We start from the raw sequence: 22,969 nt of genomic DNA on the forward strand, positions 1-22,969 counted from the left end.
CCCTCACCCCCCGAAAGAAACCGTTTCCCGTTCCGCGCTTGATCCCCCGCCCCCTTCGGGCCACATGCCCCTCATGCTCATCGAAACGGAATCCACTCCCAACCCGTCGACGCTGAAGTTCCTCCCGGGACGCACCGTCATGGAAGCCGGCACGCGCGACTTCGCCACCCCCGAGGAAGCCGAGGTGAGTTCGCTTGCCGACGCGATCTTCGGTCTCGGCGACGTCACCGGCGTGTTCTTCGGCCGCGATTTCGTCTCGGTCACCGCCGCGCCCGGCACCGCCTGGTCGGACCTCAAGCCCGACGTGCTCGCGATCCTGCTCGATCACTTCTCCGCCGCGATGCCGCTGTTCAAGCCCGCGCGCGCCGGCTTCTCGGTACCATCCGATGAACCCGCATTGTCGGACGATCCCGCCGATGCTGACATCGTCGCGCAGATCCGCGAGCTGATCGACACGCGCGTCCGCCCCGCGGTGGCGAACGACGGCGGCGACATCGTCTATCGCGGCTTCGACAAGGGCAAGGTGTTCCTTCAGCTCCAGGGCGCCTGCGCCGGCTGCCCGTCGTCGAGCGCCACACTCAAGAACGGCATCGAGCAGCTGCTGAAATACTACGTCCCCGAAGTCACCGAAGTGAGAGCCGTCTGATGCGTCAGAAACTCGACGACACCGTCCTCGACGCCGTCTTCCGCGATGCCCGCAGCTATAACGGCTACACAGACCAGCCGGTCGCCGAGTCCGAACTGCACGCGATCTGGGACCTGATGAAGTGGGGCCCGACCTCCGCCAACCAGCTCCCCGCGCGCCTGATCTGGGTCACCAGCGACGAGGCCAAGCAGAAGCTCGCCGATGCGTGCAGCGCGCAGAACCAGCCGAAGATCCTCAACGCCCCCGTGTCGGTGATCATCGGCATGGACACCAATTTCCACGAACATCTCCCCGAGCTGTTCCCGCACGCTGATGCGAAGTCGTGGTTCGACGGCAACGCAGAACTGCGCGAGGCGTCCGCGTTCCGCAACTCGACGTTGCAGGGGGCGTATTTCATCATCGCCGCGCGGATGCTCGGGCTCGATACCGGGCCGATGTCGGGCTTCGACGCGGGCGAGGTCGATGCGGCGTTTTTCCACGACACGCCCGCGGTGCGGACCAACTTCATCTCGACGCTCGGCCACGGCGACCCCGCGACGATCTACGCCCGCTCGCCCCGTCCCGACTTCGCGAAGTTCAACAGCATCGCTTGAGGCGGAACCTGCTCCCTCTCCCCTGCGGGGAGAGGGTTGGGGTGAGGGGCAGTTGGGAAGGGCAGCGCTCGCGGCGCCCCTCACCCTTCCCTCTCCCCCCGAGGGGAGAGGGTAAGAAGTAATGCGCACGCTAGTAATCGAAACATCCACCACCGCCTGCTCGGTCGCCCTCATCGAGTCCGGCGCCGTCATCGCCCACACGCACGAAGTCGTCGGCCGAGGCCACGCCGAGCGCCTCATCCCAATGATCGCCGAGCTGCCGGAAGGCGGCCGAGCCGACCGCATAATAGTCGATTGCGGCCCCGGCAGCTTCACCGGCGTCCGCGTCGGGATCGCCGCCGCGCGCGGTCTCGCGCTCGGCTGGAGCGCGGAAATCGCCGGCTTCTCCTCGCTTTCGCTCATCGCCGCCGCCGGTTTCGCCGCGCGACCAACCCACGATATTGCAGTGATCATGGAAGGCGGGCATGGCGAGGTCTTCATGCAAGCGTTCTCCGCCGATCTGTCGCCGCGATCCGACATGGTATCGCTGAAGCCCGACGCCGCGCTCGCCGCGTTGGCGGGACGGCGCGCGGTCGGCAACGGCGTCCGCTGGCTCGCCGCACTCGACGACAGTTTGGACCTCACCGAAGCGCTGCCCGACGCGGCCTCCGCAACCCTGCTGCCCGCGACACTGACCGCGCTCGCACCAAGCCCGATCTACGGCCGCGCGCCCGACGCCAAGCCGTCGGTCTCGAAATAATGGCCACGCGCCAGGCCGCCACGCGCACCGTCACGCTCCGCACCGGCGACGCGCGCGATCTCGCGATCGTCGACGCGCTGATGACCGAGGCGTTCGATCCGCGTTACGGCGAGGCCTGGACGCGCAGCCAGTGCCTCGGCGTGCTCGCACTGACCGGCGTCCACCTCACGATCGCGTTCGTCGATGACTTCCCCGCTGGTTTCACGATGACCCGGTCGGTCGCCGACGAGGCCGAACTCCTGCTGATCGCGGTCGCGCCCGACTATCGCCGTCGTGGCGTCGGCACGGCGCTGATCCGCGCCGCCATCGCCGATTGCTCTGTCGGTAGCATCGCAAAGCTCCACCTCGAGGTCCGCGCCGGCAACGACGCGGTGAAGATGTACGACGCGCACGGCTTCACCAAGGTCGGCGAGCGCCGCGCATACTACCGCGGCAAGACCGGCGTCGCGTATGACGCACATACATATTCGAAAGATATCAACAGCTAAGGCTTATTGCGAGTCACTATCCCTTTTCGCAACAGCGCGGAGGCCCTACATGGCACTCAACGAGGGAACGACACATGCCGCGCAAAATCGATCTGGAAGCACTCTGCAACGAGAAGGGCCTGCGCATTACCGAGCAGCGCCGCGTCATCGCGCGCGTGCTGTCCGAGGCTGACGACCATCCCGACGTCGAGAAGGTCTATGAGCGCGCGTCGCAGATCGACCCCGGCATCTCGATCGCGACGGTGTACCGCACGGTTCGCCTGTTCGAGGAAGCCGGTATCCTCGACCGCCATGATTTCGGCGACGGCCGCGCTCGCTACGAGCCTGCGCCCGAGGCCCATCACGATCACCTGATCGACGTCGAGAGCGGCAAGGTGATCGAATTCGTCGATCCCGAACTCGAGCAGTTGCAGAAGGCGATTGCGGAGAAGCTCGGCTTCCGGCTGGTCGATCACCGCATGGAACTCTACGGCGTCGCGCTCACCCGCAAGGACTGACGCGATCGGCCGAATCCGCTTTGGCGCGCGGTTGGCGGCGCTGCTGGTCGCGCTGGTCCTGGCGCTGCCGTTGCATGGGATGTGGCGGCTATTCGGGCGAAAGTCGCCATGGCCGCCTCGCTTTCTCGGGTTGGTCGCGCGGATCGTCGGGGCGCAGTTCAGGGTGGTCGGCACGCCACTCCCCCGCGACGTCGTCTTCGTTTCGAACCATCTGAGCTGGATCGACATCCTCCTCCTGTCCGGCGCGACGGGCAGCGCGTTCGTGGCGAAATCGGAACTCCGCAGCGCCCCGCTGGTCGGCTGGCTCTGCACGCTCAACCACACGATCTTCGTAAGCCGCGCCGACCGCATGGCAGTAACCGCCCAGATCGCCCAAATCCGCGACGCGTTGGCGGCCGACTGGCCCGTAACCCTTTTCCCCGAGGGAACGACGGGAGACGGCACCACCCTCCTCCCCTTCAAGGCCGCACTGCTGGCGGCCCTGGACCCGCCCCCACCCGGCGTCCGCGTGCAACCCGTCCGCATAGACTATGGCTTGGCCACGGACGAACTCGCCTGGGTCGGCGACGAGCCCGGCCAACACCACGCCGCCCACGTCCTCAAACGCCGGGGCACATTCGTCGCGACGCTGCACTTCGCCGAACCCTTCAACCCCGCAGACTATGGCGACCGAAAAGCCATAGCCGCCGAAGCCCGCCGCCGCATGGAAGCGCTGTAAGCCACGAACAAAGAATGTCCCCCCGCGAAGGCGGGGGCCCAGTCTGGACTCCCGCCTTCGCGGGAGAACAAGGGAGGGAAGCTCCACTCATCCCCAACAGGAACACCACCCCGCAAACTGAAACTCCACCCCGGCGAAGAGGTGCCCGGGAACCGTGGGAGGCAGCCCTAACAACGCCCCCTCCCCCCACGCGCACAAATTTGGTAGGGCCTCTCGCATGTCTCCCCCCAAAACCTTCCACATAAAATCCTTCGGCTGCCAGATGAACGTCTACGACGGCGAGCGCATGGCCGAGCTGATGGCCGCCCAGGGCCTTACGCAAGCCGACGCGGTCGACGCCGACGTCGTCGTCCTCAACACCTGCCACATCCGCGAACGCGCCACCGAAAAGGTCTATTCCGACATCGGCCGCCTCCGGAAGGATCAGCGCCGCAAGTCCGGCAAGACCCCCATGATCGCCGTGGCCGGCTGCGTCGCGCAGGCCGAGGGCGAGGAGATCTTCACCCGCGCCAAGGTCGACATCGTCGTCGGCCCGCAAGCCTATCACAACCTCCCCGAGCTCGTTGCGAAAGCCGCCGCCGGCACGCCCTCGCTCGACACCGACATGCCGCTGCTGTCGAAGTTCGGCGCGCTCCCCTCGCGTCGGAAGGTTGCCCCCTCGGCATTCCTCACCGTGCAGGAAGGCTGCGACAAATTCTGCACCTATTGCGTCGTCCCCTACACACGGGGGGCGGAAATCAGCCGCCCGTTCGCCGCGATCGTCGACGAAGCAAAGGCGCTGGTCGACGCCGGTGCACGCGAGATCACGCTGCTAGGCCAGAACGTCAACGCGTGGTCCGAGAACGAGCGTGGCCTGCACGACCTGATCCGCGACCTCGACCGCATCCCCGGTCTCGCGCGCATCCGCTACACCACCAGCCACCCCAACGACATGACCCAAGGCCTAATCGACGCGCACCGCGACATCGAGAGCCTGATGCCGTTCCTCCATTTGCCCGTGCAGGCCGGCAGCGACCGCGTGCTGAAGGCGATGAACCGCAGCCATACCCGCGACTCCTACCTCCGGCTGCTCGACCGTGTCCGCGAAGTCCGCCCTGACATCGCACTCTCAGGCGACTTCATCGTCGGCTTCCCCGGCGAGACCGATGCCGAGTTCGAGGACACGCTGAGCCTGGTCGACGCGGTCGGCTACGCGCAGGCGTACAGCTTCAAATACAGCCCCCGCCCCGGCACCCCTGCGGCGTCGATCGTCGAACAGGTCCCGGAATCGGTCATGGACGAACGCCTCCAGCGCCTCCAGGCCGCGCTCAACCGCGACCAGCACGCCTTCAACGCCGCCACCGTAGGCCGCACCTGCTCCGTCCTGCTGGAGCGCGCGGGGAAACTCCCCGCCCAGCTGATTGGCAAGTCTCCCTGGCTGCAATCAGTCCACGTGATCGGCAACCACGCGATCGGCGATCTAGTCGAGGTGACGCTCGCGGCGGCTGGCCCGAACTCCCTCACCGGGATCGAACGGATCGCAGAAGCAGCCTGAGCCTCCTTACGATCCTCCCCCGCCAGGGGGAGGTGGCAGGCACTTGCCTGACGGAGGGGGAGGACACGGAACAGCGGTTATCCCTTCCTCCCCCTCCGTCACCTACGGCGATCCTGAGGCATCAAAGCAATACGCGCGGCTCTCGAAACCACCCCCCGCGATTTTGCTGTCCTACATCCGGATCGCCTGTCACACTCGCTCTCGATGCAGCTTCGCCCACGCGACTCGAACCATCTCTCGGCCTGCGCTCCGGCGCGGCTTGAACGCGTCACCCGCGATACTCATCTTCCTCTCAAAGGTTACGGTTCGACGCTTCCAGGCGTAACCTTTGACACCCTGAAAGGACCGTATGAGCCGTAAACCCGTTCCCGCCCAGTCCGGTGACCGCGCCCGAGTCGAGCTGCTGTTCGACAAGCCCCAATTGCTCGTCCGGCTCTTCGGCCAGTACGACCAGAACCTGGTAGCGCTCGAAAATCGCCTCGGCGTCTACATCACCGCACGAGGGAACAAGATCGGCCTGGAGGGCACCGCCGAACAGGTCGCGAAAGCCCGCGACGTCCTCCACGATCTCTACGCCCGTATCCAGCGCGGCGAAGACGTCGATGCAGGCTTGGTCGACGCGTCGATCGCAATGGCGGACGAACCCGTGCTCGAAGGCATCATCCGCGCCGATGCCGGCGGTGGCGCCGCGCCCCCGATCATGATCCGCACGCGGAAGAAGACGATCGTCCCGCGCACGCCGGCGCAGGCGCACTACATGCGCGAGCTGGCGAACAACGACATGATCTTCGCGCTCGGGCCGGCAGGTACGGGCAAGACCTATGTCGCGGTCGCGCAGGCGGTGCAGCAGCTCATCAACGGCAGCGTCCAGCGGCTGATCCTGTCACGTCCCGCGGTCGAGGCGGGCGAACGCCTCGGATTCCTCCCCGGCGACATGAAGGAGAAGGTCGATCCGTACCTCCGCCCGCTCTACGACGCGCTCTACGACTGCCTCCCTGCCGAACAGGTCGAACGCCGCATCGCGAGCGGAGAAATCGAGGTCGCCCCGATCGCCTTCATGCGCGGCCGCACATTAGCCGACGCGTTCGTCATCCTCGACGAAGCGCAAAACACCACGCCCGCCCAGATGAAGATGTTCCTCACCCGCTTCGGCCAGAACAGCCGCATGGTGATCTGCGGCGATCCGAAGCAGGTTGACATCCCCGGCGGCGTCGCAGCGTCCGGCTTGGCGGATGCGGTCCGCCGGCTCGAAGGCGTCGAGAGCATCTCGATGTGCCGCTTCACCGTCGGCGACGTCGTCCGCCACCCGATCGTCGGCCGCGTCGTCGAGGCGTACGAAGGAACCGATGGTTGATGCTCGGGATATCCTGGAGTACATCTTCAGGATATCCCCGGAGTCGAACGATGGCATCGCTCTATATCGAGAACGCCGATACCGCCGATCTCGCGCGGGAGGTTGCTGGCCTGCTCGGCACCAGCAAGACAGCAGCCGTCCACGACGCTCTCCTGCACCGCAAGCGTATGCTCGAGACGGAAAAGCGCACGAGTATCCATGACCGGTTCGCAGCTTGGCGCGCGGCTCATCCGCTGGGCGAACCGACGGGGTTGGAAGCGGACAAGGCATTCTACGATTCCCTCAACGACGAGGATGACGATTGATCGCGTTCATGGACGCCTCCGCAATGGTCGCGATCATGACGGGCGAGCCTGAAGCCTTCTCCCTCGAGAAGCGGTACGGTCAGGCTGAAGCGGTATTGTGTTCGGCCATGTCGATATGGGAAACGGTCTGCGCCGTAGCACGCAAGCGCAACGTTGGCGTTGCCGTCGCGCATGCTGAAGTCGAGACGTTCATAGCCGACTTTGCACTCCGCCTCATCGCGATCGGCGAGAGCGAGACCCGGGAGGCCATCATGGCGCATGAACGCTATTGCAAAGGAAACCACCCCGCGAAGCTCAACATGGGCGATTGCTTCGCTTATGCCTGTGCAAAGACCAATGGCGCGGAACTTCTCTACAAGGGTAATGATTTCGCCCTCACCGATCTCGCCTGAAGGACCTGCATGCTCGAAATCGCGCTCTCTTCCGACGCCCCCTGGCCTGAGCAGGATTGGGACGCCCTCGCTCTCCGTGCGGCAACGGCAGCTATCCAGCGGACCCCGCACGGCGAACTGCTGACCAGCGCCGCGACGGTCGAGATCTCGATCCGCCTCGCATCGGACGACGAGGTCCACACCCTCAACAAGCAATACCGCCAGAAGGACAAGCCGACCAACGTCCTGTCCTTCCCGATGGTCCAGCCCGATCTGCTCGCCACGGTCAGCCAGAATTCGGATGACGGCGAGGTGCTGCTCGGCGACATCATCCTCGCGCACGGTGTCTGCGTCGCGGAAGCGGCCGAGCGCGGTATCTCGGTCGAGGATCATGCGATGCATCTGATGGTGCACGGGACGCTGCATCTGCTAGGCTATGACCATATCGACGACGACGAGGCCGAGGGCATGGAGCAGATCGAACGCGACGCGCTCGCCGCTTTGGGCCTCCACGACCCCTATCTAATAACAGAGGACTGACGACCACGATGGCCGATGGCCCCAATGCCGGTAACGGCGATAGTAGCGACAGTATCTGGCGCGGGCTCAAGGGCCTGATCTTCGGTGCTCAAGACGAATCCCTTCGCGACCAGCTCGAGGACGCGATCGACCGGCACGAGGGCGATCCTGCCCCCGATGCGAAGGGCGATCTCACCCCGCTCGAGCGCCAGATGGTCCGCAACCTGCTCCACTTCAGCGAGCGCGACGCCGGCGACGTCGGCGTGCCGCGCGCGGACATCATCGCGGTCGAGGAAGACACGCCGTTCGCCGATCTCGTCAAGCTGTTCGCCGAAGCGGGTCACAGCCGCCTGCCGGTGTACCGCGACAACCTCGATACGATCATCGGCATGGTCCACATCAAGGACGTCTTCAACATACTCGCGACCGGCGCCGAGCATCCGACGTCGATCGCTGGGCTGATCCGCGAACCTCTCTACGCGCCGATGTCGCGCGGTGCGCTCGATCTGCTTGCCGACATGCGCCAAAAGCACGTCCATTTGACGATCGTGCTCGATGAATATTCGGGCACCGAGGGTCTGGTGACGTTCGAAGACCTGATCGAGGAGATCGTCGGCGAGGTCGAGGACGAGCATGACGAGGCGCCCCAGGTACTCATGACGCCGATCGAAGGCGGCGCCTGGGATGCCGACGCCCGCGCCGAGCTGGAAGACGCCGCAGAACTGATCGACCCCCGTCTGGCGGAGGTCGATGGCGATATCGATACGCTTGGCGGTCTTGCCGCGCTGCTCGCAGGACACGTCCCACAGATCGGCGAATGCGTCGATCACCCGAGTGGCTGGAAGCTGGAAATCATCGACGCCGACGAACGCCGCATCAATCGCCTGCGCCTCCATCCGCCGAAGGTCGAATTGATCGAAGACTGATCAATCTCCTCGATCTGCAAAACCCCGTTCATTTCGATCCGGCAATGATCGTCACTCCATAGGGAGATTGGCGATGCGGTATGCAATGGGTCTGGCGATGATGACGATCGCGAATGGGGTTGCGGCACAGACTGTTGACCGTCCGTTCACCGGTCCGTCGATCGGGGTCGAAGCGGGGCTGCTCGAGCATCATTTTGCGCTCGAGTTCGAAGAATATGAGAACGATACGCTCGTCTCCCGGTACGACCGCTATTATCGTGCCAATGGCTTGGGAGGTGGCGTATTCGCCGGCTACGATATCGCTGCCTCACGTAACTGGCGACTGGGCGTCGAGATCGCGGGGACCGCTGGAGGCCGCGACAACAGGGCGACGTTCGAAGGCCTCGTCTACGACCAGAAGCCGAAGTTCGGCGTCCGGGGCACCGTGCGCGCCGGCTACGTTCTGACACCGCGCCTGATGGCATATGGCTCGGTCGGCTATGGCGCTAACAAATACCACATTCGCGACCAGATTGGGGTCGGCGATGAGTTCGCGTGGGGAAGCAGCTTCGTCGTAGGCGGTGGTGCGGAGTATCGGATCGATCGCCGCTACGGGCTGCGTATGGACGTCAAGCACGTCGACAACCAGACCTGGCAGGCGTTCGTGGGCGTGCCGATCCGGTTCTGACCTCCACAAGCTGACGTGGTCTGCAATAGTCGTAGCTGAGCAATGTCGACGTGATCTATTGCCGGTGCGTGCGTTGGCGGAGATGCATACGCCCATGATGCGAACGAGACGTCGCGGGTGCATTCGTGAAGGTCTGGAATAACGTGATCAACGCCGGCCGTTTCCCGTGCGGGGGAGGATTGCCCCGGCCCCCTCGTCCCCCTAATCTCCTCCCATGCGCAAACACATTCTCATCGTCCTCGGGCTGATCCTGCTCGTGATCGCCGCGGGCGTCACGTATCTCGCCTGGCCCGATACGGCGGAACTGTCGGTCGACCAGGTCGCCGGCAAGCTGCCCAAGATCACCGATCCCCGCATCCAGACGATCCCGACCGTCAAGGTCGCGAAGGTCGTCGGCTGGCAGAACGGCGCGATGCCGACGCCTGCCGCCGGACTGAAGGTTCAGCCGTTCGCCACGGGGCTCGATCACCCGCGCTGGATGTACCGCCTTCCCAATGGCGACGTGCTGGTCGCCGAGACGAACTCGCCACCGCGCGAGGGCGGCGGGATCACCGGCTGGGTGATGAAGATCCTGATGGGCCGCGCCGGCGCCGGCGTGCCGTCGGCCAACCGCATCACGCTGCTTCGCGACGCCAACGGCGACGGCGTGGCAGAGACGAAGTCGGTGTTCATGACCGGACTCAACTCGCCGTTCGGCATGACGCTGCTCGACGGCCAACTCTACATCGGCAACACCGACGCGCTCGTCCGCGTGCCGTACACCGATGGCGCGACGAAGATCACCGCCAAGCCGGAGCTTGTCATCAAGCTCAATCCCGGCGGCAATCACTGGGCGCGCAACGTGATCACCGCGGCGGACGGCAAGACGTTGTATGTCGGTGTGGGCTCGTCCTCGAACATCGCCGAGAACGGCATGGACGCCGAGAAATACCGCGCCAACATCCTGCAGGTCTGGCCAAAGGACAAGAACTGGCGGATCTACGCCGCCGGCCTGCGCAACCCCAACGGCATGGCGATCAATCCCAAGTCGGGCGGGCTGTGGACCGTCGTCAACGAGCGCGACATGCTCGGCTCCGACCTCGCGCCCGATTACCTGACTCAGGTCGAGTTCGGCGATCACTTCGGTTGGCCCTGGTATTATTGGGGCGGCTATCCCGACACTCGCGTCGAGCCGAAGAACCCCGCGCTCCAGCAATATGCGAAGCGCCCCGACTATGCGCTCGGACCGCACGTCGCCGCGCTCGGCCTGACCTTCTCAACCGACGCGAAGCTCGGCGCAAAGTTCGCCAACGGTGCGTTCGTCGGCGAGCACGGCTCGTGGAACCGCAAGCCGGTGTCGGGCTACAAGGTCGTCTTCGTGCCCTTCAGCGATACCGGCTTCCCGGCCGCGAACGCGAAGCCGGTCGATGTGCTAGGCGGGTTCCTAAACAAAGACGGCGACGCGCAGGGCCGCCCGGTCGGCGTCATCACCGACAGGACCGGTGGCCTGCTGGTGGCGGATGATGTCGGCAACGCGATCTGGCGGGTCAGTGCCGGGGGATGATCTTGGCGGAGGGCGTCGAAGGCCCCGCTCTCTATACCAAAGGTGTACGATCCCAACTTGTCGTCATCCCCGCGGAGGCGGGGACCCATATGCTCAAGGGCTATCGATTGACTCGCGAGCATTGCCAGTATGGGTTCCCGCCTGCGCGGAAATGACAACACGGAGGGTTAGGTAGGCAGTCTTCTATCAGCGCCTAACGCACCCGCTCACCCCGCCAAAATCCCCCGAGCCTCGTCGAGATCATCCTCGTCGACCATCACCCGGACTGGGATCAGCAACCAGCTCCCCTCCATGATCGACATCCCGCCATCGAATGCGATCGCAAGGATGCCTTCGCTCTCCAGCCGCCCGACGATGATGTGCGCCTCATTGCGTCCATACCGCCCCAGTTCGACCAGGCTCATGCGCCGACGCGGTCCGGCAGGACGGTGCCGAGCCGAACCGGCAACCCGTCGATGCTCGCGGTCGGCCCCGCCAGTTCCTCGATCCGCTGGGCGTCGGTCTGCTTCGCGTGATATTTCGACAAGGTCTGGCGTTCACGGTTCAGCGTCATGAACGGCACGCCCCATCCGCAACTCGTCTGCACCTCGTCGACCGCGATCACGAAGATCTGCCGCGTGCCCGGCAACGGCGTAAACTGCGCGTAGAGGTCAGCCCATTCCGCGTCCTGCGGCAACACCGCGCGGCCCTTGCCGTAGATGCGGAAGATCAGCGCGGGCTGGTCGAACGCGCAGAACATGATCGTGATGCGCCCGTCTGCGCCCAGATGCGCGTTCGTCTCGTTCCCAGAACCGCCGACGTCGAGATACGCGACCGTGTTCGCATCGAGCACGCGAAAGCTGTCCATGCCCTTCGGACTGAGATTGATCCGCACGTTCGCGGCAGCGGTAGCAACGAAGAATACCGGTTGCCGCATCACGAACGCGCGATGATCGTCGGTTAGCGCGGGGAAGAAGTCCATCGGTCGGCTCCGAATTGACGCGCTCTATGGACGCGCATACTCTGTGCGCATGAGACATGATCCTATCGCCACGGGCAAGCGCAAATCGGTTAATATGTCGCTCGATACCGGCATCGTAACGGCGGCACGGGAAGCAGGGCTCAACCTCTCCCAGATCAGCGAACACGCTATCAGGCACGCAACGAAAGTCGAACAGGAGCGGCGCTGGAAGGAAGAAAATCGCGAGGCGATCCAGGGCTGGAACCACTGGTACGAAAAGAACGGCGATCCGCTCGCCCATTTGCGGTCGCTCTGAATGGCACAGTTCGACGTCTACCGCGTTCGCGGCAACGTGCTGGTGATCGATTGCCAGTCTGATCTTCTGGCTGATTTGCCGACCCGCTTCGTGGTGCCTCTTCGCCCGATCGACACCGTCGCACTCAAGCGGCTGACCCCGACCTTCGTTATCGACGGCACGGCGCTGACCATGATCACGCCGCTAGCGCGCGCGATCGATGTCCGCGATATCGAAGATACCGTCACTACACTCGACGCAGCACAGTTCGAGATCAAGGCTGCGCTCGATATGTTGATCTCCGGGTTTTAAGCCGCCGTCCCCCCGACCGTAAGCCCATCGACCAGCAACGTCGGCTGCCCGACACCAGCTGGCACCGACTGTCCGCCCTTGCCGCAGATTCCGATGCCCTCGTCGAGCGCGAAGTCGTTGCCGATGCCGCGGACTTTGGTCAGCGAACTCGGGCCGTCGCCGATCAGCGTCGCGCCCTTGATCGGCGCGCCCAGCTTGCCGTCCTCGATCAGATACGCCTCGGTGCAGCTGAACACGAATTTTCCGGACACGATGTCGACCTGCCCGCCGCCAAACGCCTTGGCGAAGATACCCTTCTTCACGCGCGACAAAAGCTCCGCGGGATCGTCGTTGCCGGCCTTCATGAACGTGTTGGTCATCCGCGGCGTCGGCGCATGCGCGTAGCTCTCGCGACGGCCGTTCCCGGTCGCCTCGACGCCCATCAGGCGCGCGTTGAGGCGGTCCTGCATATAGCCCTTGAGGATGCCGTCCTCGATCAGCACGGTCTCCCGCGTCGGCGTTCCTTCGTCATCGATCGTCAGCGACCCGCGGCGGTCCTGAAGCGAACCGTCGTCGACCACGGTCACGCCCTCGGCCGCAACGCGCTCGCCGATGCGACCCGAGAAGGCCGACGTACCCTTGCGGTTGAAATCGCCTTCGAGGCCGTGGCCGATCGCCTCGTGCAGCAGGATGCCGGGCCAGCCATTGCCGAGCAACACCGTCATCTCGCCCGCAGGAGCGGCGATCGAATCGAGGTTCACCAGCGCCTGCGACAACGCCTCGTCGATCGCGCGGTTGTACGTCGCGGGCTCGAACAGGTCGTTGTAGAGATAGCGGCCTCCAATCCCGTAGCTGCCCGTCTCGCGGCGGCCATTCTGCTCGGCGACGATCGAGACGTTGAGGCGGACCAATGGCCGCACGTCGGTCGCAACAAAGCCGTCCGCGCGAACGATCTCGACCACCGACCATGTTCCCGAAAGGCTAACCGATACCTGCGCGACGCGAGGATCACGTGCACGCGCCTCAGCGTCGATTGTCTGGCACAGATTCACCTTGTCGGCGAACGGCACCAAATCGAGCGGATCGGCGGCGGTATAGCGGCGCTGGTTGGTGCCCTGCGGCGGACCGGCCTTCGCGGCAACGCCAGGTTCGATCAGCGCCATCGTCTCGGCGGCGCGCCGGATCGCGGCGGGGGTCATCTCGTTCGAATGAGCGAACGCGGTCATCTCACCCGACACCGCGCGCAGGCCGAAGCCCGAGCTCGTATCGTAGGACGCAGTTTTCAGCCGGCCGTCGTCGAACCCGAACGCCTCGGCCTTGCGGTACTGGAGATACAGCTCGCCGTCATCGGCCTCGCCGAGCGCCTTGGCGGTCAGCGCCTGCGCCTGTTCGGGGTCCAGGGTATCGCGGTAGAGGAACGAACGGGGGTCTGCTGCTATCGTCATCCGATAGATATAAGAGGCTTAGCGCCCTGCGCCATCCCCGTGATCGCGCAAAGTCGATTGGTCCGCGCCATCGGCGGCACCGCCGACCAGGATGAAGCGGCGGTCGCAATAGCCGCAATCGACGTAGCCGGTCTCGTCGATCTGCAACCAGACGCGTGGGTGGCCGAGTGCCGCACCGCCGGGAATGTCAGTGGCGCCGTCGCAGGCGACGCGGTTGTGGGTGACACGGGTGGTTTCGAGCGGCGGATGCATGAGAGCGCGATAGCAAGCGCGCGCGGGCCGGGCAATTGGTTCTTCCGTCTCCCCACGCAAGTGTGATTAATAGAAGGAATGGTTCGCGCAGAGGCGCAGAGGCGCGGAGATGGTTCGCTCGGAACGAGCGCCTGATACCTAACCCTGATACCTGACATCGTGCATTGGAATCGGAGACGCTTCGCGACGAGCGCAACATCTCCGCGCCTCGGCGCCTCTGCGCGAACCAATCTTCTTTGATCGTCGGGGGATGACCCGCCTTGCGGCCCCCGCTATGCCGCAGCCATGACCGAAGCTGCGATCGCAATCTCGAACCTTTGCAAAACCTACGCTGGTGGCAAGCGTGCCTTGGACGACGTGACGTTCGACGTCCCCCGCGGCCAGATTTTCGGGCTGCTCGGCCCCAACGGCGCAGGCAAGTCCACGCTGATCAACATCCTCGCCGGCCTCGTCAACAAGACCGACGGCAGCGCCGCGATCTGGGGGTTCGACATCGACGAGCACCCGCGCAACGCCAAGGCGTCGATCGGCATCGTCAACCAGGAGATCCTGTTCGACCCCTTCTTCTCGCCGTTCGAGACGCTGGAGATCCAGGCCGGGCTCTACGGCGTCCCCAAGGCGAAGCGCCGCACAATGGAACTGCTCCGCGCGGTGCATCTGGAGGACAAGGCGCACGCCTATGCCCGCACGCTGTCGGGCGGGATGAAGCGCCGCCTGATGGTGGCGAAAGCGATGGTCCACTCGCCGCCCGTCCTCGTCCTCGACGAGCCGACCGCGGGCGTCGACATCGAACTGCGCCAGCAACTCTGGACCTATGTCCGCAGCCTCAACCAGGCCGGCGTCACGGTCGTCCTCACCACGCATTATCTCGAAGAAGCCGAAGAACTCTGCGACCGGATCGCGATCATCAACAATGGTCGCCTGATCGCGAACGAGCCGACGCGCGAACTGGTCGGCAAGGCGCAGGAGAAGATCGTCGCCGTCACCGTCGATCGCGACGTGACCGACATCCCGGCCAACGCGTGCTTCCAGAAGATCGCGCTCAAAGGCACGCGTACGCTCGAAATCACCTACAAAAAGGATCGCGTGAACGCCGGCGAAGTCCTCGCCGCGATCCAATCCGGTGGCTTCGGCATCGTCGACGTCTCGACCAAGGAGCCCGACCTCGAGGACGTTTTCCTCAGCTTGACCCGCGCCGCCAACGCATGACGAGCGACATCCTGATCGTCGGCTCGGGCGCCGCAGGTCTCACCGCGGCGCTCAACCTCGCCGACCGCTTCAAGGTCACGGTGTTAGCGAAGGGCGCGCTCAACGAAGGCTCGACCGCCTGGGCGCAAGGCGGGATCGCCGCGGTGCTCGAACCCGGCGACACGTTCGAGAACCATGTCGAGGACACGATGGTCGCCGGCGCCGGCCTCAACGACCGAGCGATCGTCGAGATGGTCGTCGAAGGCGCCCCCGCTGCGATCGAACGCCTCACCCATCTTGGCGTGCCGTTCGAGACCGAAGGCAACGCGCTCCACCTGACTCGCGAAGGTGGCCACAGCCATCGCCGCATCGTCCACGTCGCCGACGCGACCGGCTGGGCGGTGCAGGAGGCGTTGCAGAAGGCCGCCGAAGCACACCCGAACATTACGCTCGTGCCCGACCAGATCGCGATCGACCTCGCGACCGGCCGTCACGAAGAACGCTATTCTGGCTCGGGCAACGTGTGGGGCGTCTACGCGGTCGATCGCAAGACCGAGCGCGTCGCCCTCTACACCGCCCGCGCGACGATCCTCGCGACCGGCGGCGCGGGCCGCACCTACCTGTTCTCGACCGCCCCACGCGGCGCGACCGGCGACGGCATCGCGATGGCATGGCGTGCCGGCGCGCGCGTCTCCAACATGGAGATGATGCAGTTCCACCCGACCTGCCTCTACAATCTGGAGGTCAAGAACTTCCTGATCACCGAGGCGGTCCGCGGCGAAGGCGGGCGGCTGATCAACCCGTCGACCGGCAAGCGTTTCATGACCTATTACGATCCCGCGCGGATGGAACTCGCCCCCCGCGATATCGTCGCACGCGCGATCGACGCCGAGATCAAGCGCTACGGGCTCGACTACGTCCATCTCGACATCAGCCACATGCCCGCCGAGTTCATCCGCCATCACTTCCCGAACATCCACGAGAAGCTGCTCGGTCTCGGCATTGACATGACGACGCAGCCGATCCCGGTCGTCCCCGCGCAACATTATACGTGCGGCGGCATCGTCATCGACGAACACGGCAAGACCGATCTTCCGGGCCTGTATGCGGCAGGCGAGTGCACCGAGTCCGGCCTGCACGGCGCCAACCGGCTAGCGTCAAATTCGCTGCTCGAATGCTTCGTATTCGGCGAGGCGGCGGCGGACAGCATCGCAGCCGCCTGGGACTCGCTGCCCCCGCCCCCGCCAATCCGCCCCTGGGACGAAAGCCGCGTCACCGACTCCGACGAAGAGGTCGTGATCAAGCAGACCTGGACCGAAATCCGCCGCTTCATGTGGAATTACGTCGGCATCGTCCGCACCACCAAGCGGCTCGAGCGTGCCAAGCATCGCATCGAACTGCTCAACGACGAGGTCGCGGAATATTACCAGCATTTCCGCGTCACGCCTGATCTGATCGAGCTGCGCAACCTGCTCCAGACCGCCGAGTTGATCGTCCGATCCGCGCTGCATCGGCACGAGAGCCGCGGGCTGCATTTCACGCTCGACTACCCCGAGACGCTGCCCGAGGCGGTCGATACGGTTCTCGTTCCCTAGCGTGACGGCGGCTCGGCGCATGGTCGGCGCGCTTCGTCGCAGCGAAGTGCTGCCGCAGTTTCGCGTGGCCGATCAACGGATAAGGATCGATGCTTCAGTGCAGGGCGTTCAATCCATCATGACATCGGCGAGTGCGTTCAAGCGTCTTCTGGCAACCGGCCTGTTCGGCACGGCGCTCGCCGGATGTGGATCGGCGTCGCGGCCCACCCCGCCCGCCGTTTCCCCGGTGCATCAGTCCGAGGGGTTCGTGTCGATCCCGGTGCCGCCGCCCCTGCCCCGTACGCCGCGCCCCGCGCCCGCCGGTCTCGTCAACGCGATCTCCGAACTGCAGAGCGGGTTCCAGGGCAAGGCGGGTATCGCGATACGCGCGGTCGACGATGGCTGGACGGTCGAGGCCGGCGGGCGGCAGTTGCTGCCGCAGCAGTCGGTCAGCAAACTCTGGGTCGCGATGACCGTGATGGACCTGCGCGACCAAGGCAAGATCCGCCTCGACGAGCCGATCGTCGTACGGCCCCAAGACCTGACGCTGTTCCACCAGCCGATCGCGATGCTGGTAAAGGGCGACGGCTATCGGACGACGGTCGGCGAGCTGCTGACGCGCGCGCTGACGCACAGCGATAATACGGCGAACGACCGGTTGCTCACACGTGTCGGCGGGCCGTCTGCGGTGCGGTCGATGATCGCGCGCAAGCAGTTGGGTGCAATCCGGTTCGGGCCGGGCGAGCGGCTATTGCAGAGCGGCACGGCGGGGCTGGTCTGGCAGCCGTCCTACGCGGTCAATGGTGGCTTCATGACGGCGCGCAACCGGCTGTCGCCCGCGGTGCGCGAGGCTGCGCTGAACGCGTATGTGCGCAATCCGCCCGATGGCGCCGCGCCGATCGCGATCGCCGATGCGATTGCGCGACTGGCGAAGGGTGATCTCTTGTCGGAGACCTCGACGAAGATCCTGCTCGACACGATGGGTCGCTCGGTAACCGGCCGCGCGCGCCTGCGCGCCGCGCTCCCCGGCGGCTGGGAGATCGCGCACAAGACCGGCACCGGCCAGGACCTCGGCCGCCGCAACGCAGGCTTCAACGACGTCGGCCTCCTCACCGCCCCCGATGGCCGTCGTTATGGAATCGCAGTGATGATCGGCGACACTATCCGGCCGATGCCCGAACGCCAGAAATTGATCCAGGCGGCCGCGGCGGCGGTGGCGAACTATGCCGGGACCACACGGCCGAGAGGCTGATGTTTTCGTGCTGCAGTGCAGCATAGAGTGACCGAGACCGGGTGCCAGTACGCTACTCGGACGCAGGCCCTGACACCGTCTTGGTGTGACTATATCGTAACCTTTGGGACTGCGCGGGACAGCCAACCGCGAGCGGCTCGCCCTAAACCGCTACGTCCAGCCGTTCCACACAGACCGCCGGTCAGTCGAACCCGTTCGTCAGGAACCGCTCCGCCACCGCGCAGTGCATCGCGATCCCATGCGCCATCACGCGTTCGTCGATCGTCATCTTCGTGTTGTGCAGCGGCGGGTTGGTACGCGGATCGCTGCCCTCGGGCGCGGCACCTATGAACGCCATCGCCCCGGGCAGCTTCTGGAGCACGTACGAGAAGTCCTCCGCGCCCATCATCGGCGGCATCACCTGATACGCACCCTCGCCGCCGATCGCCGTCGCGCACGCCTTCATCAGTTCGGACGCGCGTTCGTCGTTGACGGTGACCGGATAGCCTTCCTCGATCGTCGGCGTACCGACCGCGCCATGCGCCGCGGCGATGCCCTCGACCATACGGATGAACGCCGCGCGGACCTGTTCGCGCGTGCGCTCCGACAGCGTCCGCATCGTGCCGAGCATCTCGACGGTCGACGGGATGACGTTGTGCGCGCTGCCGGCGTTGAGTTTGGTGATCGACAGCACCGCGGGGTCGGTGACCGCGACCTGACGCGCGACATAGGTCTGCAGGGCCGTGACGATCTCGCAGGCGATCGGCAGCGGATCGAGGCAATCGTGCGGCATAGCCGCATGGCCCCCGCGTCCGGTGATCGTCGCACGCAGCGTATCGGTCGACGCCATCAGCGTGCCCGCGCGGCTGACGACATGACCCATCGGCATGTTCGGCGAGATGTGGAGCGCGAAGCCCGCCTCGGGGAGCGGCGAGTCGAGCAAGCCGTCGGCGATCATGTGGCGCGCGCCGTGATGCCCCTCCTCACCGGGCTGGAACATGAACACGACCGTACCGGGCAGTTCGTCGCGGCGCGCGCACAGCGCCTTCGCCGCGCCGACCAGCATCGCGGTATGCGAATCGTGCCCGCAGGCATGCATCGCGCCGTCGATCTTGGAGGCGAACGGCAGGCCGGTTTCCTCCTGCATCGGCAGCGCATCCATGTCGCCGCGGAGCAGGACGGTGCGGCCGTTGCCGCCGGCATTGCCTGCACGCCCGCCACGGAGGATCGCGACGAAGCCGGTGGTCGAAGTGCCTTCGCGGATTTCGAGCGGGAGGCCAGCGAGCGCCGCCTTCACCTTGTCCGAGGTGCGGGGGCAATGGAGGCCCACTTCTGGGTCGGCGTGGATCGCGCGCCGGAGCGTGATCGCGTCGTCGAGGCTGTCCTCGCCGACGGCGGTCCAGTCGGTGACAGATTCGAAATCGAAAGACATCTGCTATCTCCATGTCCCCGCGAAGGCGGGGACCCAGTCTGGGCACCCGCCTTCGCGGGTGAACACGCTATTGGCGGTAGTCTACCCCCGGAAGAGCCCGCCTAAAACCCCGCGCAGCACCGTGCCGACCAAGCCACCGCTCGACGACGATCGCCGCGACTTCGTTCCAAACACCTGCTTGCCGATCTCGTTGGCCACCTGCCGACCGATCGACGAGCTCACGGCCCTCGTCGCCGAAGACGCCATCTTGGTCCAGGGCGAATTTGCCGCCTCGGCATCAGCTTCACGCTGCTGCCGATCAGCCTCGCGCTGGTCCGCAACGCGAGCGCGCTCCGCCTCTTTCGCCGCCTTGGCATCGAGCTTCGCCTGCGCCGCCGCAGCCTTCTCCGCCACGGTCGTCGCCTTGGCCTCGGCCGCCGCAGCGCTCGCCTCCTGCGTCTTCGCCGCCAGCAATTCCTCGGCAGACTCCCGATCGACCAGCGTGTCATACTTCGCCCCAACCGCATCGGTCTCGATCATCACCTTCCGCTCGGCCGGCGTGATCGGGCCGACGCGTGACGCTGGCGGCTTGATCAGCGTGCGTTCGACCGGCGTCGGCGCGCCATCCGCCTGGAGTAGCGACACCAGCGCCTCGCCGACCCTCAGTTCGGTGATGATCGTCGCGACGTCGACGCCGGGGTTCGCCCGGAACGTCTCCGCCGCCGAGCGCACCGCGGCCTGATCCCGCGGGGTGAATGCACGCAACGCATGCTGGACGCGGTTGCCGAGCTGTCCTGCGACGGTGTCGGGAATGTCGATCGGGTTCTGCGTGATGAAATACACGCCAACGCCCTTCGAACGGATCAGGCGGACGACCTGTTCGATCTTCTCCAGCAGCGCCTTGGGGGCCTCGTCGAACAGCAGATGCGCCTCGTCGAACAAGAAGCAGAGCACCGGCTTGTCGGGATCGCCGATCTCGGGGAGATGCTCGAACAGCTCGCTCATCAGCCACAGCAGGAACGTCGCATACAGTTTCGGCGAGGCCATCAGCTTGTCCGCGGCGAGGATGTTGACGATCCCCCGCCCCTTGTCGTCGACGCCGATGAAATCGTTCATCTCGAGCGCAGGCTCACCGAAGAAATTCTCCGCACCCTGCGTGCGCAACTGGAGCAGCGAGCGCTGGATCGCGCCGATCGATTGCTTCGAGACGTTGCCGTACGTCACCGTCAGTTCGTCCGCACGGCCAGCGCATTCGCTCAGCATCGCCTGCAGATCGTCGAGGTCGATCAGCAGCAACCCCTCCTTGTCAGCGACGTGGAAGGCGATCGTCAGCACGCCCTCCTGCACCTCGTTTAGGTCCATCAGCCGCGCCAGCAGCAGCGGGCCCATCTCGCTGATCGTGGTCCGGATCGGATGGCCCTGCTCGCCGAACAGGTCCCAGAACTGCACCGGGTTGTCGGCATAGGCCCAGCTATCGTCGCCGATCGCCTTGGCACGCTCGGCAAAACTCGCATGCGTCTTCGCCGTGGGCGAGCCCGCCATCGCAAGGCCTGACAGGTCGCCCTTCACGTCGGCGACGAAGCACGGCACGCCGTTCGCCGAAAAGCCCTCGATGATCCCCTGCAACGTCACCGTCTTGCCGGTGCCGGTCGCGCCCGCGATCAGGCCGTGGCGGTTCGCGCGCTTCAGTTCCAGCGTCTGCGGCTTGCCGTCCACGCTCGCGCCGATGAAGATGCCGTCGGTCATGGGTCTCGTCCTCTGTATCCGACACCGACCCTAACCCCGCGCGCCGCAAAGAAAAAGGACCGCCGCTCAGGCGAGCGACGGTCCTCTTGGATCAGTCGTGTCGGCCGTGGATTACTTGATCTTGACCGGCAGGAACGTTGCCGGGCTGCGGCCGCGCTTGACCTGCAACAGGACCTGCGGGCGACCGGCTGCCTTGGCGACGTTGACCGCGTTCTGGACGTCGACCGCGGTGCGAACGGGCGTGCCGTTGACCGAGATGATGACGTCGCCGCGCTTGAGCTTGCCATACGCATCGCTGGTCTGCGCGACCACGGCGATGACGACGCCCTGCGTGCTCGCCTCGACGCCGACCGCCTGTGCGATCGCCGGGGTCAGCGGCTGGACGCCGATGCCAAGCGCCGCGCCCGCCGTGGGTGCGGCGGGGGTAGCCGAATCGTCGCCGTCATCGCCGTCGTCGCTGCCGAAGCCCTGCGCATCGCCGCCGACCACAGCCGCCAGCTTGTCCGCGCTTGGACGCGGCACCACGACCACGTTTGCCGAAGTCGGCTTGCCGTTGCGAAGGATGTCGAGACGTGCAGTCTGACCAGGCTTCACGTTCGAGACCAGGTAGGACAGCGACTGGTCGACCGTCACCGGCTGACCGTTGACCTTGGTCACGACATCGCCTGCGCGTACGCCGGCCTTGGCCGCCGGGCCGCCTGCCGTCACGTCGTTGATCAGCTCGCCCTGGTTCTTGGGTATCCCCAGCGCCGCGGCGGTATCCTCGTTGATCGTGCCGCCCGGCTGCAGCTGGACGCCGATATAGCCGCGCTCGATCGTGCCGCCCTTCATGAAGGTCGCGATGATCGGCTTAGCGACGGCCGCGGGGATTGCGAAGCCGATGCCGATATTGCCGCCCGACTGGCTGAAAATCTGCGAATTCACGCCGATCACGTTGCCGTTGAGATCGAACATCGGGCCACCCGAGTTGCCCTGGTTGATCGACGCATCGGTCTGGATAAAGCGGTCGTACGCGCCGCCCTGTCCCGTGACGCGGTTGATCGCCGAGACGATGCCCGCCGTGACGGTACCGCCGAGCCCGAACGGCTCGCCGATCGCGACGACCCAGTCGCCGACGCGCGCGCCGTTCGAATCGCCGAACTTCACGAACGGCAGGTTCGCCGCATCGATCTTCAACAGCGCGAGATCCGATTCCTGATCCTTGCCGATGACCTTGGCGACATATTCCTTCTTGTCGCTCAGCGTCACGGTGATCGAATCGACCGTCGCGCCCTGCGCGCCCGGCGAGATCACGTGGTTATTCGTGACGACATAGCCGTCCGGCGAGATCAGGAAGCCCGAGCCGAGCGAGGCGCCTTCACGCTTCACCGGCGCGCCACCCTGGCCGCCGCCGCCCATGCCGCCGAACAGGTCGCCGAACGGCGTGCCCGCGAACGGATTGGCCTGCTGCTTCTGGACGATCGTCTGCTTGGTCGAGATGTTGACGACCGCAGGCTGGAGCCGAGCGACCATGTCGGCGAAACTCATCGGCGCGCCGGGCTTCGGCGAGACCGCCTGGATCGCACCGGGTTCGTTCTGCGCGACCTGCGCACCGCTCGGCTGGAGCGCGAGCGTCGCGGTCGCGCCACCGAGGAGAAGAGCACTGGTAATGGCGTAGGCGTAACGCACTAGATGTTGTCCTCTCGTTTCATCAATC

At 65.4% G+C, this 22,969-nt stretch carries 26 protein-coding genes; 19 read left to right on the plus strand and 7 right to left on the minus strand.

Features of this window, described 5'->3' with window-relative positions; translation table 11 throughout:
- Positions 1-73: 73 nt before the first annotated feature.
- The 14 genes from J4O76_RS08350 (at position 74) to J4O76_RS08415 (ending at position 10,900) form a co-directional block, all read left to right on the plus strand.
- Positions 74-646: a NifU family protein gene (locus J4O76_RS08350; RefSeq protein WP_093398839.1), complete on the plus strand. Its 573-nt coding sequence runs from the start codon at positions 74-76 to the stop codon at positions 644-646.
- Positions 646-1,239 (plus strand): malonic semialdehyde reductase, encoded by a 594-nt coding sequence (locus J4O76_RS08355; protein WP_426281284.1) that lies wholly within the window; start codon positions 646-648, stop codon positions 1,237-1,239. Before J4O76_RS08350 ends, J4O76_RS08355 begins: the two co-directional genes overlap by 1 nt.
- 121 nt (positions 1,240-1,360) lie before the next feature.
- On the plus strand, positions 1,361-1,978 hold the full coding sequence (gene tsaB / locus J4O76_RS08360; protein WP_426281285.1) for a tRNA (adenosine(37)-N6)-threonylcarbamoyltransferase complex dimerization subunit type 1 TsaB: 618 nt from the start codon (positions 1,361-1,363) through the stop codon (positions 1,976-1,978).
- On the plus strand, positions 1,978-2,466 hold the full coding sequence (locus J4O76_RS08365) for a GNAT family N-acetyltransferase (protein ID WP_056489215.1): 489 nt from the start codon (positions 1,978-1,980) through the stop codon (positions 2,464-2,466). The genes tsaB and J4O76_RS08365 overlap by 1 nt, the downstream gene beginning before the upstream one ends.
- A 74-nt stretch (positions 2,467-2,540) precedes the next feature.
- Positions 2,541-2,963 (plus strand): Fur family transcriptional regulator, encoded by a 423-nt coding sequence (locus tag J4O76_RS08370; protein WP_056047123.1) that lies wholly within the window; start codon positions 2,541-2,543, stop codon positions 2,961-2,963.
- Between the two features lie 31 nt (positions 2,964-2,994).
- The gene (locus J4O76_RS08375; RefSeq protein ID WP_426281286.1) at positions 2,995-3,681 is read left to right on the plus strand and encodes a lysophospholipid acyltransferase family protein; all 687 of its coding nucleotides are present in this window, start codon (positions 2,995-2,997) and stop codon (positions 3,679-3,681) included.
- A gap of 217 nt (positions 3,682-3,898) precedes the next feature.
- A complete protein-coding gene (gene miaB / locus J4O76_RS08380) occupies positions 3,899-5,215 on the plus strand; it encodes a tRNA (N6-isopentenyl adenosine(37)-C2)-methylthiotransferase MiaB (protein ID WP_426281287.1) in 1,317 nt (438 codons plus the stop codon).
- Between the two features lie 349 nt (positions 5,216-5,564).
- Positions 5,565-6,569: a PhoH family protein gene (locus J4O76_RS08385; RefSeq protein WP_093398834.1), complete on the plus strand. Its 1,005-nt coding sequence runs from the start codon at positions 5,565-5,567 to the stop codon at positions 6,567-6,569.
- Positions 6,570-6,619: 50 nt separating this feature from the next.
- On the plus strand, positions 6,620-6,874 hold the full coding sequence (locus tag J4O76_RS08390) for a type II toxin-antitoxin system VapB family antitoxin (RefSeq protein ID WP_426281288.1): 255 nt from the start codon (positions 6,620-6,622) through the stop codon (positions 6,872-6,874).
- Positions 6,871-7,266 (plus strand): type II toxin-antitoxin system VapC family toxin, encoded by a 396-nt coding sequence (locus J4O76_RS08395; protein WP_426281289.1) that lies wholly within the window; start codon positions 6,871-6,873, stop codon positions 7,264-7,266. The genes J4O76_RS08390 and J4O76_RS08395 overlap by 4 nt, the downstream gene beginning before the upstream one ends.
- A gap of 9 nt (positions 7,267-7,275) precedes the next feature.
- Positions 7,276-7,785, plus strand: coding sequence for an rRNA maturation RNase YbeY (gene ybeY, locus J4O76_RS08400; RefSeq protein WP_426281291.1), 510 nt, complete (start codon positions 7,276-7,278; stop codon positions 7,783-7,785).
- Between the two features lie 8 nt (positions 7,786-7,793).
- Entirely contained in the window at positions 7,794-8,690 is an 897-nt protein-coding gene (locus tag J4O76_RS08405; RefSeq protein ID WP_107953806.1) for a hemolysin family protein, read from the plus strand.
- A gap of 73 nt (positions 8,691-8,763) precedes the next feature.
- Complete coding sequence (locus tag J4O76_RS08410) at positions 8,764-9,357, plus strand: outer membrane protein (protein ID WP_426281292.1); 594 nt, start codon at positions 8,764-8,766, stop codon at positions 9,355-9,357.
- A 214-nt stretch (positions 9,358-9,571) separates the two neighbouring features.
- Positions 9,572-10,900 (plus strand): PQQ-dependent sugar dehydrogenase, encoded by a 1,329-nt coding sequence (locus tag J4O76_RS08415; RefSeq protein WP_426281293.1) that lies wholly within the window; start codon positions 9,572-9,574, stop codon positions 10,898-10,900.
- A gap of 206 nt (positions 10,901-11,106) precedes the next feature.
- On the opposite strand, the gene J4O76_RS08420 is transcribed toward J4O76_RS08415, so the two are convergent.
- Together J4O76_RS08420 and J4O76_RS08425 are read right to left on the minus strand one after the other, a co-directional pair.
- Complete coding sequence (locus J4O76_RS08420) at positions 11,107-11,304, minus strand: DUF2007 domain-containing protein (RefSeq protein ID WP_056047072.1); 198 nt, start codon at positions 11,302-11,304, stop codon at positions 11,107-11,109.
- Positions 11,301-11,861 carry a pyridoxamine 5'-phosphate oxidase family protein gene (locus J4O76_RS08425; RefSeq protein ID WP_426281295.1) on the minus strand — a complete coding sequence of 187 codons (561 nt, stop codon included), beginning with the start codon at positions 11,859-11,861 and terminating at the stop codon, positions 11,301-11,303. Before J4O76_RS08425 ends, J4O76_RS08420 begins: the two co-directional genes overlap by 4 nt.
- A gap of 49 nt (positions 11,862-11,910) precedes the next feature.
- Here J4O76_RS08425 and J4O76_RS08430 point away from each other — a divergent pair, with 49 nt between their 5' ends.
- Together J4O76_RS08430 and J4O76_RS08435 are read left to right on the plus strand one after the other, a co-directional pair.
- On the plus strand, positions 11,911-12,156 hold the full coding sequence (locus tag J4O76_RS08430) for a type II toxin-antitoxin system CcdA family antitoxin (protein WP_426281296.1): 246 nt from the start codon (positions 11,911-11,913) through the stop codon (positions 12,154-12,156).
- A complete protein-coding gene (locus J4O76_RS08435; RefSeq protein ID WP_426281297.1) occupies positions 12,157-12,447 on the plus strand; it encodes a CcdB family protein in 291 nt (96 codons plus the stop codon). It begins immediately after the preceding gene.
- Here J4O76_RS08435 and tldD read toward each other — a convergent pair.
- Both tldD and J4O76_RS08445 read right to left on the minus strand, forming a co-directional pair.
- Entirely contained in the window at positions 12,444-13,871 is a 1,428-nt protein-coding gene (gene tldD / locus J4O76_RS08440; RefSeq protein ID WP_426281298.1) for a metalloprotease TldD, read from the minus strand. The two genes, J4O76_RS08435 and tldD, sit on opposite strands and share 4 nt — an antisense overlap.
- 18 nt (positions 13,872-13,889) lie before the next feature.
- A complete protein-coding gene (locus tag J4O76_RS08445; protein WP_056047052.1) occupies positions 13,890-14,123 on the minus strand; it encodes a zinc-finger domain-containing protein in 234 nt (77 codons plus the stop codon).
- Between the two features lie 285 nt (positions 14,124-14,408).
- Here J4O76_RS08445 and J4O76_RS08450 point away from each other — a divergent pair, with 285 nt between their 5' ends.
- From J4O76_RS08450 to J4O76_RS08460, 3 genes are all read left to right on the plus strand, one after another.
- A complete protein-coding gene (locus tag J4O76_RS08450; RefSeq protein ID WP_426281299.1) occupies positions 14,409-15,332 on the plus strand; it encodes an ABC transporter ATP-binding protein in 924 nt (307 codons plus the stop codon).
- On the plus strand, positions 15,329-16,906 hold the full coding sequence (gene nadB, locus J4O76_RS08455) for an L-aspartate oxidase (protein WP_426281300.1): 1,578 nt from the start codon (positions 15,329-15,331) through the stop codon (positions 16,904-16,906). The genes J4O76_RS08450 and nadB overlap by 4 nt, the downstream gene beginning before the upstream one ends.
- A gap of 118 nt (positions 16,907-17,024) precedes the next feature.
- Positions 17,025-18,137, plus strand: coding sequence for a serine hydrolase (locus J4O76_RS08460; RefSeq protein WP_426281301.1), 1,113 nt, complete (start codon positions 17,025-17,027; stop codon positions 18,135-18,137).
- A gap of 181 nt (positions 18,138-18,318) precedes the next feature.
- Here J4O76_RS08460 and J4O76_RS08465 read toward each other — a convergent pair whose 3' ends face one another.
- From J4O76_RS08465 to J4O76_RS08475, 3 genes are all read right to left on the minus strand, one after another.
- Positions 18,319-19,548 (minus strand): M20 metallopeptidase family protein, encoded by a 1,230-nt coding sequence (locus tag J4O76_RS08465; RefSeq protein WP_426281302.1) that lies wholly within the window; start codon positions 19,546-19,548, stop codon positions 18,319-18,321.
- An 81-nt stretch (positions 19,549-19,629) separates the two neighbouring features.
- Entirely contained in the window at positions 19,630-21,273 is a 1,644-nt protein-coding gene (locus tag J4O76_RS08470) for a helicase HerA-like domain-containing protein (RefSeq protein WP_426281303.1), read from the minus strand.
- Positions 21,274-21,384: 111 nt separating this feature from the next.
- The gene (locus J4O76_RS08475; RefSeq protein WP_426281304.1) at positions 21,385-22,941 is read right to left on the minus strand and encodes a Do family serine endopeptidase; all 1,557 of its coding nucleotides are present in this window, start codon (positions 22,939-22,941) and stop codon (positions 21,385-21,387) included.
- Positions 22,942-22,969: the final 28 nt, after the last annotated feature.

Source organism: Sphingomonas sp. NFX23, from assembly GCF_049887795.1.
Taxonomy (GTDB): Bacteria; Pseudomonadota; Alphaproteobacteria; order Sphingomonadales; family Sphingomonadaceae; genus Sphingomonas.

Coding starts and splice junctions, on each gene's coding strand:
- J4O76_RS08350 (WP_093398839.1), top strand. CDS start 74: ATGCTCATCGAAACGGAATCCACTCCCAACCCGTCGACGCTGAAGTTC.
- J4O76_RS08355 (WP_426281284.1), top strand. CDS start 646: ATGCGTCAGAAACTCGACGACACCGTCCTCGACGCCGTCTTCCGCGAT.
- tsaB (WP_426281285.1), top strand. CDS start 1,361: ATGCGCACGCTAGTAATCGAAACATCCACCACCGCCTGCTCGGTCGCC.
- J4O76_RS08365 (WP_056489215.1), top strand. CDS start 1,978: ATGGCCACGCGCCAGGCCGCCACGCGCACCGTCACGCTCCGCACCGGC.
- J4O76_RS08370 (WP_056047123.1), top strand. CDS start 2,541: ATGCCGCGCAAAATCGATCTGGAAGCACTCTGCAACGAGAAGGGCCTG.
- miaB (WP_426281287.1), top strand. CDS start 3,899: ATGTCTCCCCCCAAAACCTTCCACATAAAATCCTTCGGCTGCCAGATG.
- J4O76_RS08385 (WP_093398834.1), top strand. CDS start 5,565: ATGAGCCGTAAACCCGTTCCCGCCCAGTCCGGTGACCGCGCCCGAGTC.
- J4O76_RS08390 (WP_426281288.1), top strand. CDS start 6,620: ATGGCATCGCTCTATATCGAGAACGCCGATACCGCCGATCTCGCGCGG.
- ybeY (WP_426281291.1), top strand. CDS start 7,276: ATGCTCGAAATCGCGCTCTCTTCCGACGCCCCCTGGCCTGAGCAGGAT.
- J4O76_RS08405 (WP_107953806.1), top strand. CDS start 7,794: ATGGCCGATGGCCCCAATGCCGGTAACGGCGATAGTAGCGACAGTATC.
- J4O76_RS08410 (WP_426281292.1), top strand. CDS start 8,764: ATGCGGTATGCAATGGGTCTGGCGATGATGACGATCGCGAATGGGGTT.
- J4O76_RS08415 (WP_426281293.1), top strand. CDS start 9,572: ATGCGCAAACACATTCTCATCGTCCTCGGGCTGATCCTGCTCGTGATC.
- J4O76_RS08420 (WP_056047072.1), bottom strand. CDS start 11,304: ATGAGCCTGGTCGAACTGGGGCGGTATGGACGCAATGAGGCGCACATC.
- J4O76_RS08425 (WP_426281295.1), bottom strand. CDS start 11,861: ATGGACTTCTTCCCCGCGCTAACCGACGATCATCGCGCGTTCGTGATG.
- J4O76_RS08430 (WP_426281296.1), top strand. CDS start 11,911: ATGAGACATGATCCTATCGCCACGGGCAAGCGCAAATCGGTTAATATG.
- J4O76_RS08435 (WP_426281297.1), top strand. CDS start 12,157: ATGGCACAGTTCGACGTCTACCGCGTTCGCGGCAACGTGCTGGTGATC.
- tldD (WP_426281298.1), bottom strand. CDS start 13,871: ATGACGATAGCAGCAGACCCCCGTTCGTTCCTCTACCGCGATACCCTG.
- J4O76_RS08445 (WP_056047052.1), bottom strand. CDS start 14,123: ATGCATCCGCCGCTCGAAACCACCCGTGTCACCCACAACCGCGTCGCC.
- J4O76_RS08450 (WP_426281299.1), top strand. CDS start 14,409: ATGACCGAAGCTGCGATCGCAATCTCGAACCTTTGCAAAACCTACGCT.
- nadB (WP_426281300.1), top strand. CDS start 15,329: ATGACGAGCGACATCCTGATCGTCGGCTCGGGCGCCGCAGGTCTCACC.
- J4O76_RS08460 (WP_426281301.1), top strand. CDS start 17,025: ATGACATCGGCGAGTGCGTTCAAGCGTCTTCTGGCAACCGGCCTGTTC.
- J4O76_RS08465 (WP_426281302.1), bottom strand. CDS start 19,548: ATGTCTTTCGATTTCGAATCTGTCACCGACTGGACCGCCGTCGGCGAG.
- J4O76_RS08470 (WP_426281303.1), bottom strand. CDS start 21,273: ATGACCGACGGCATCTTCATCGGCGCGAGCGTGGACGGCAAGCCGCAG.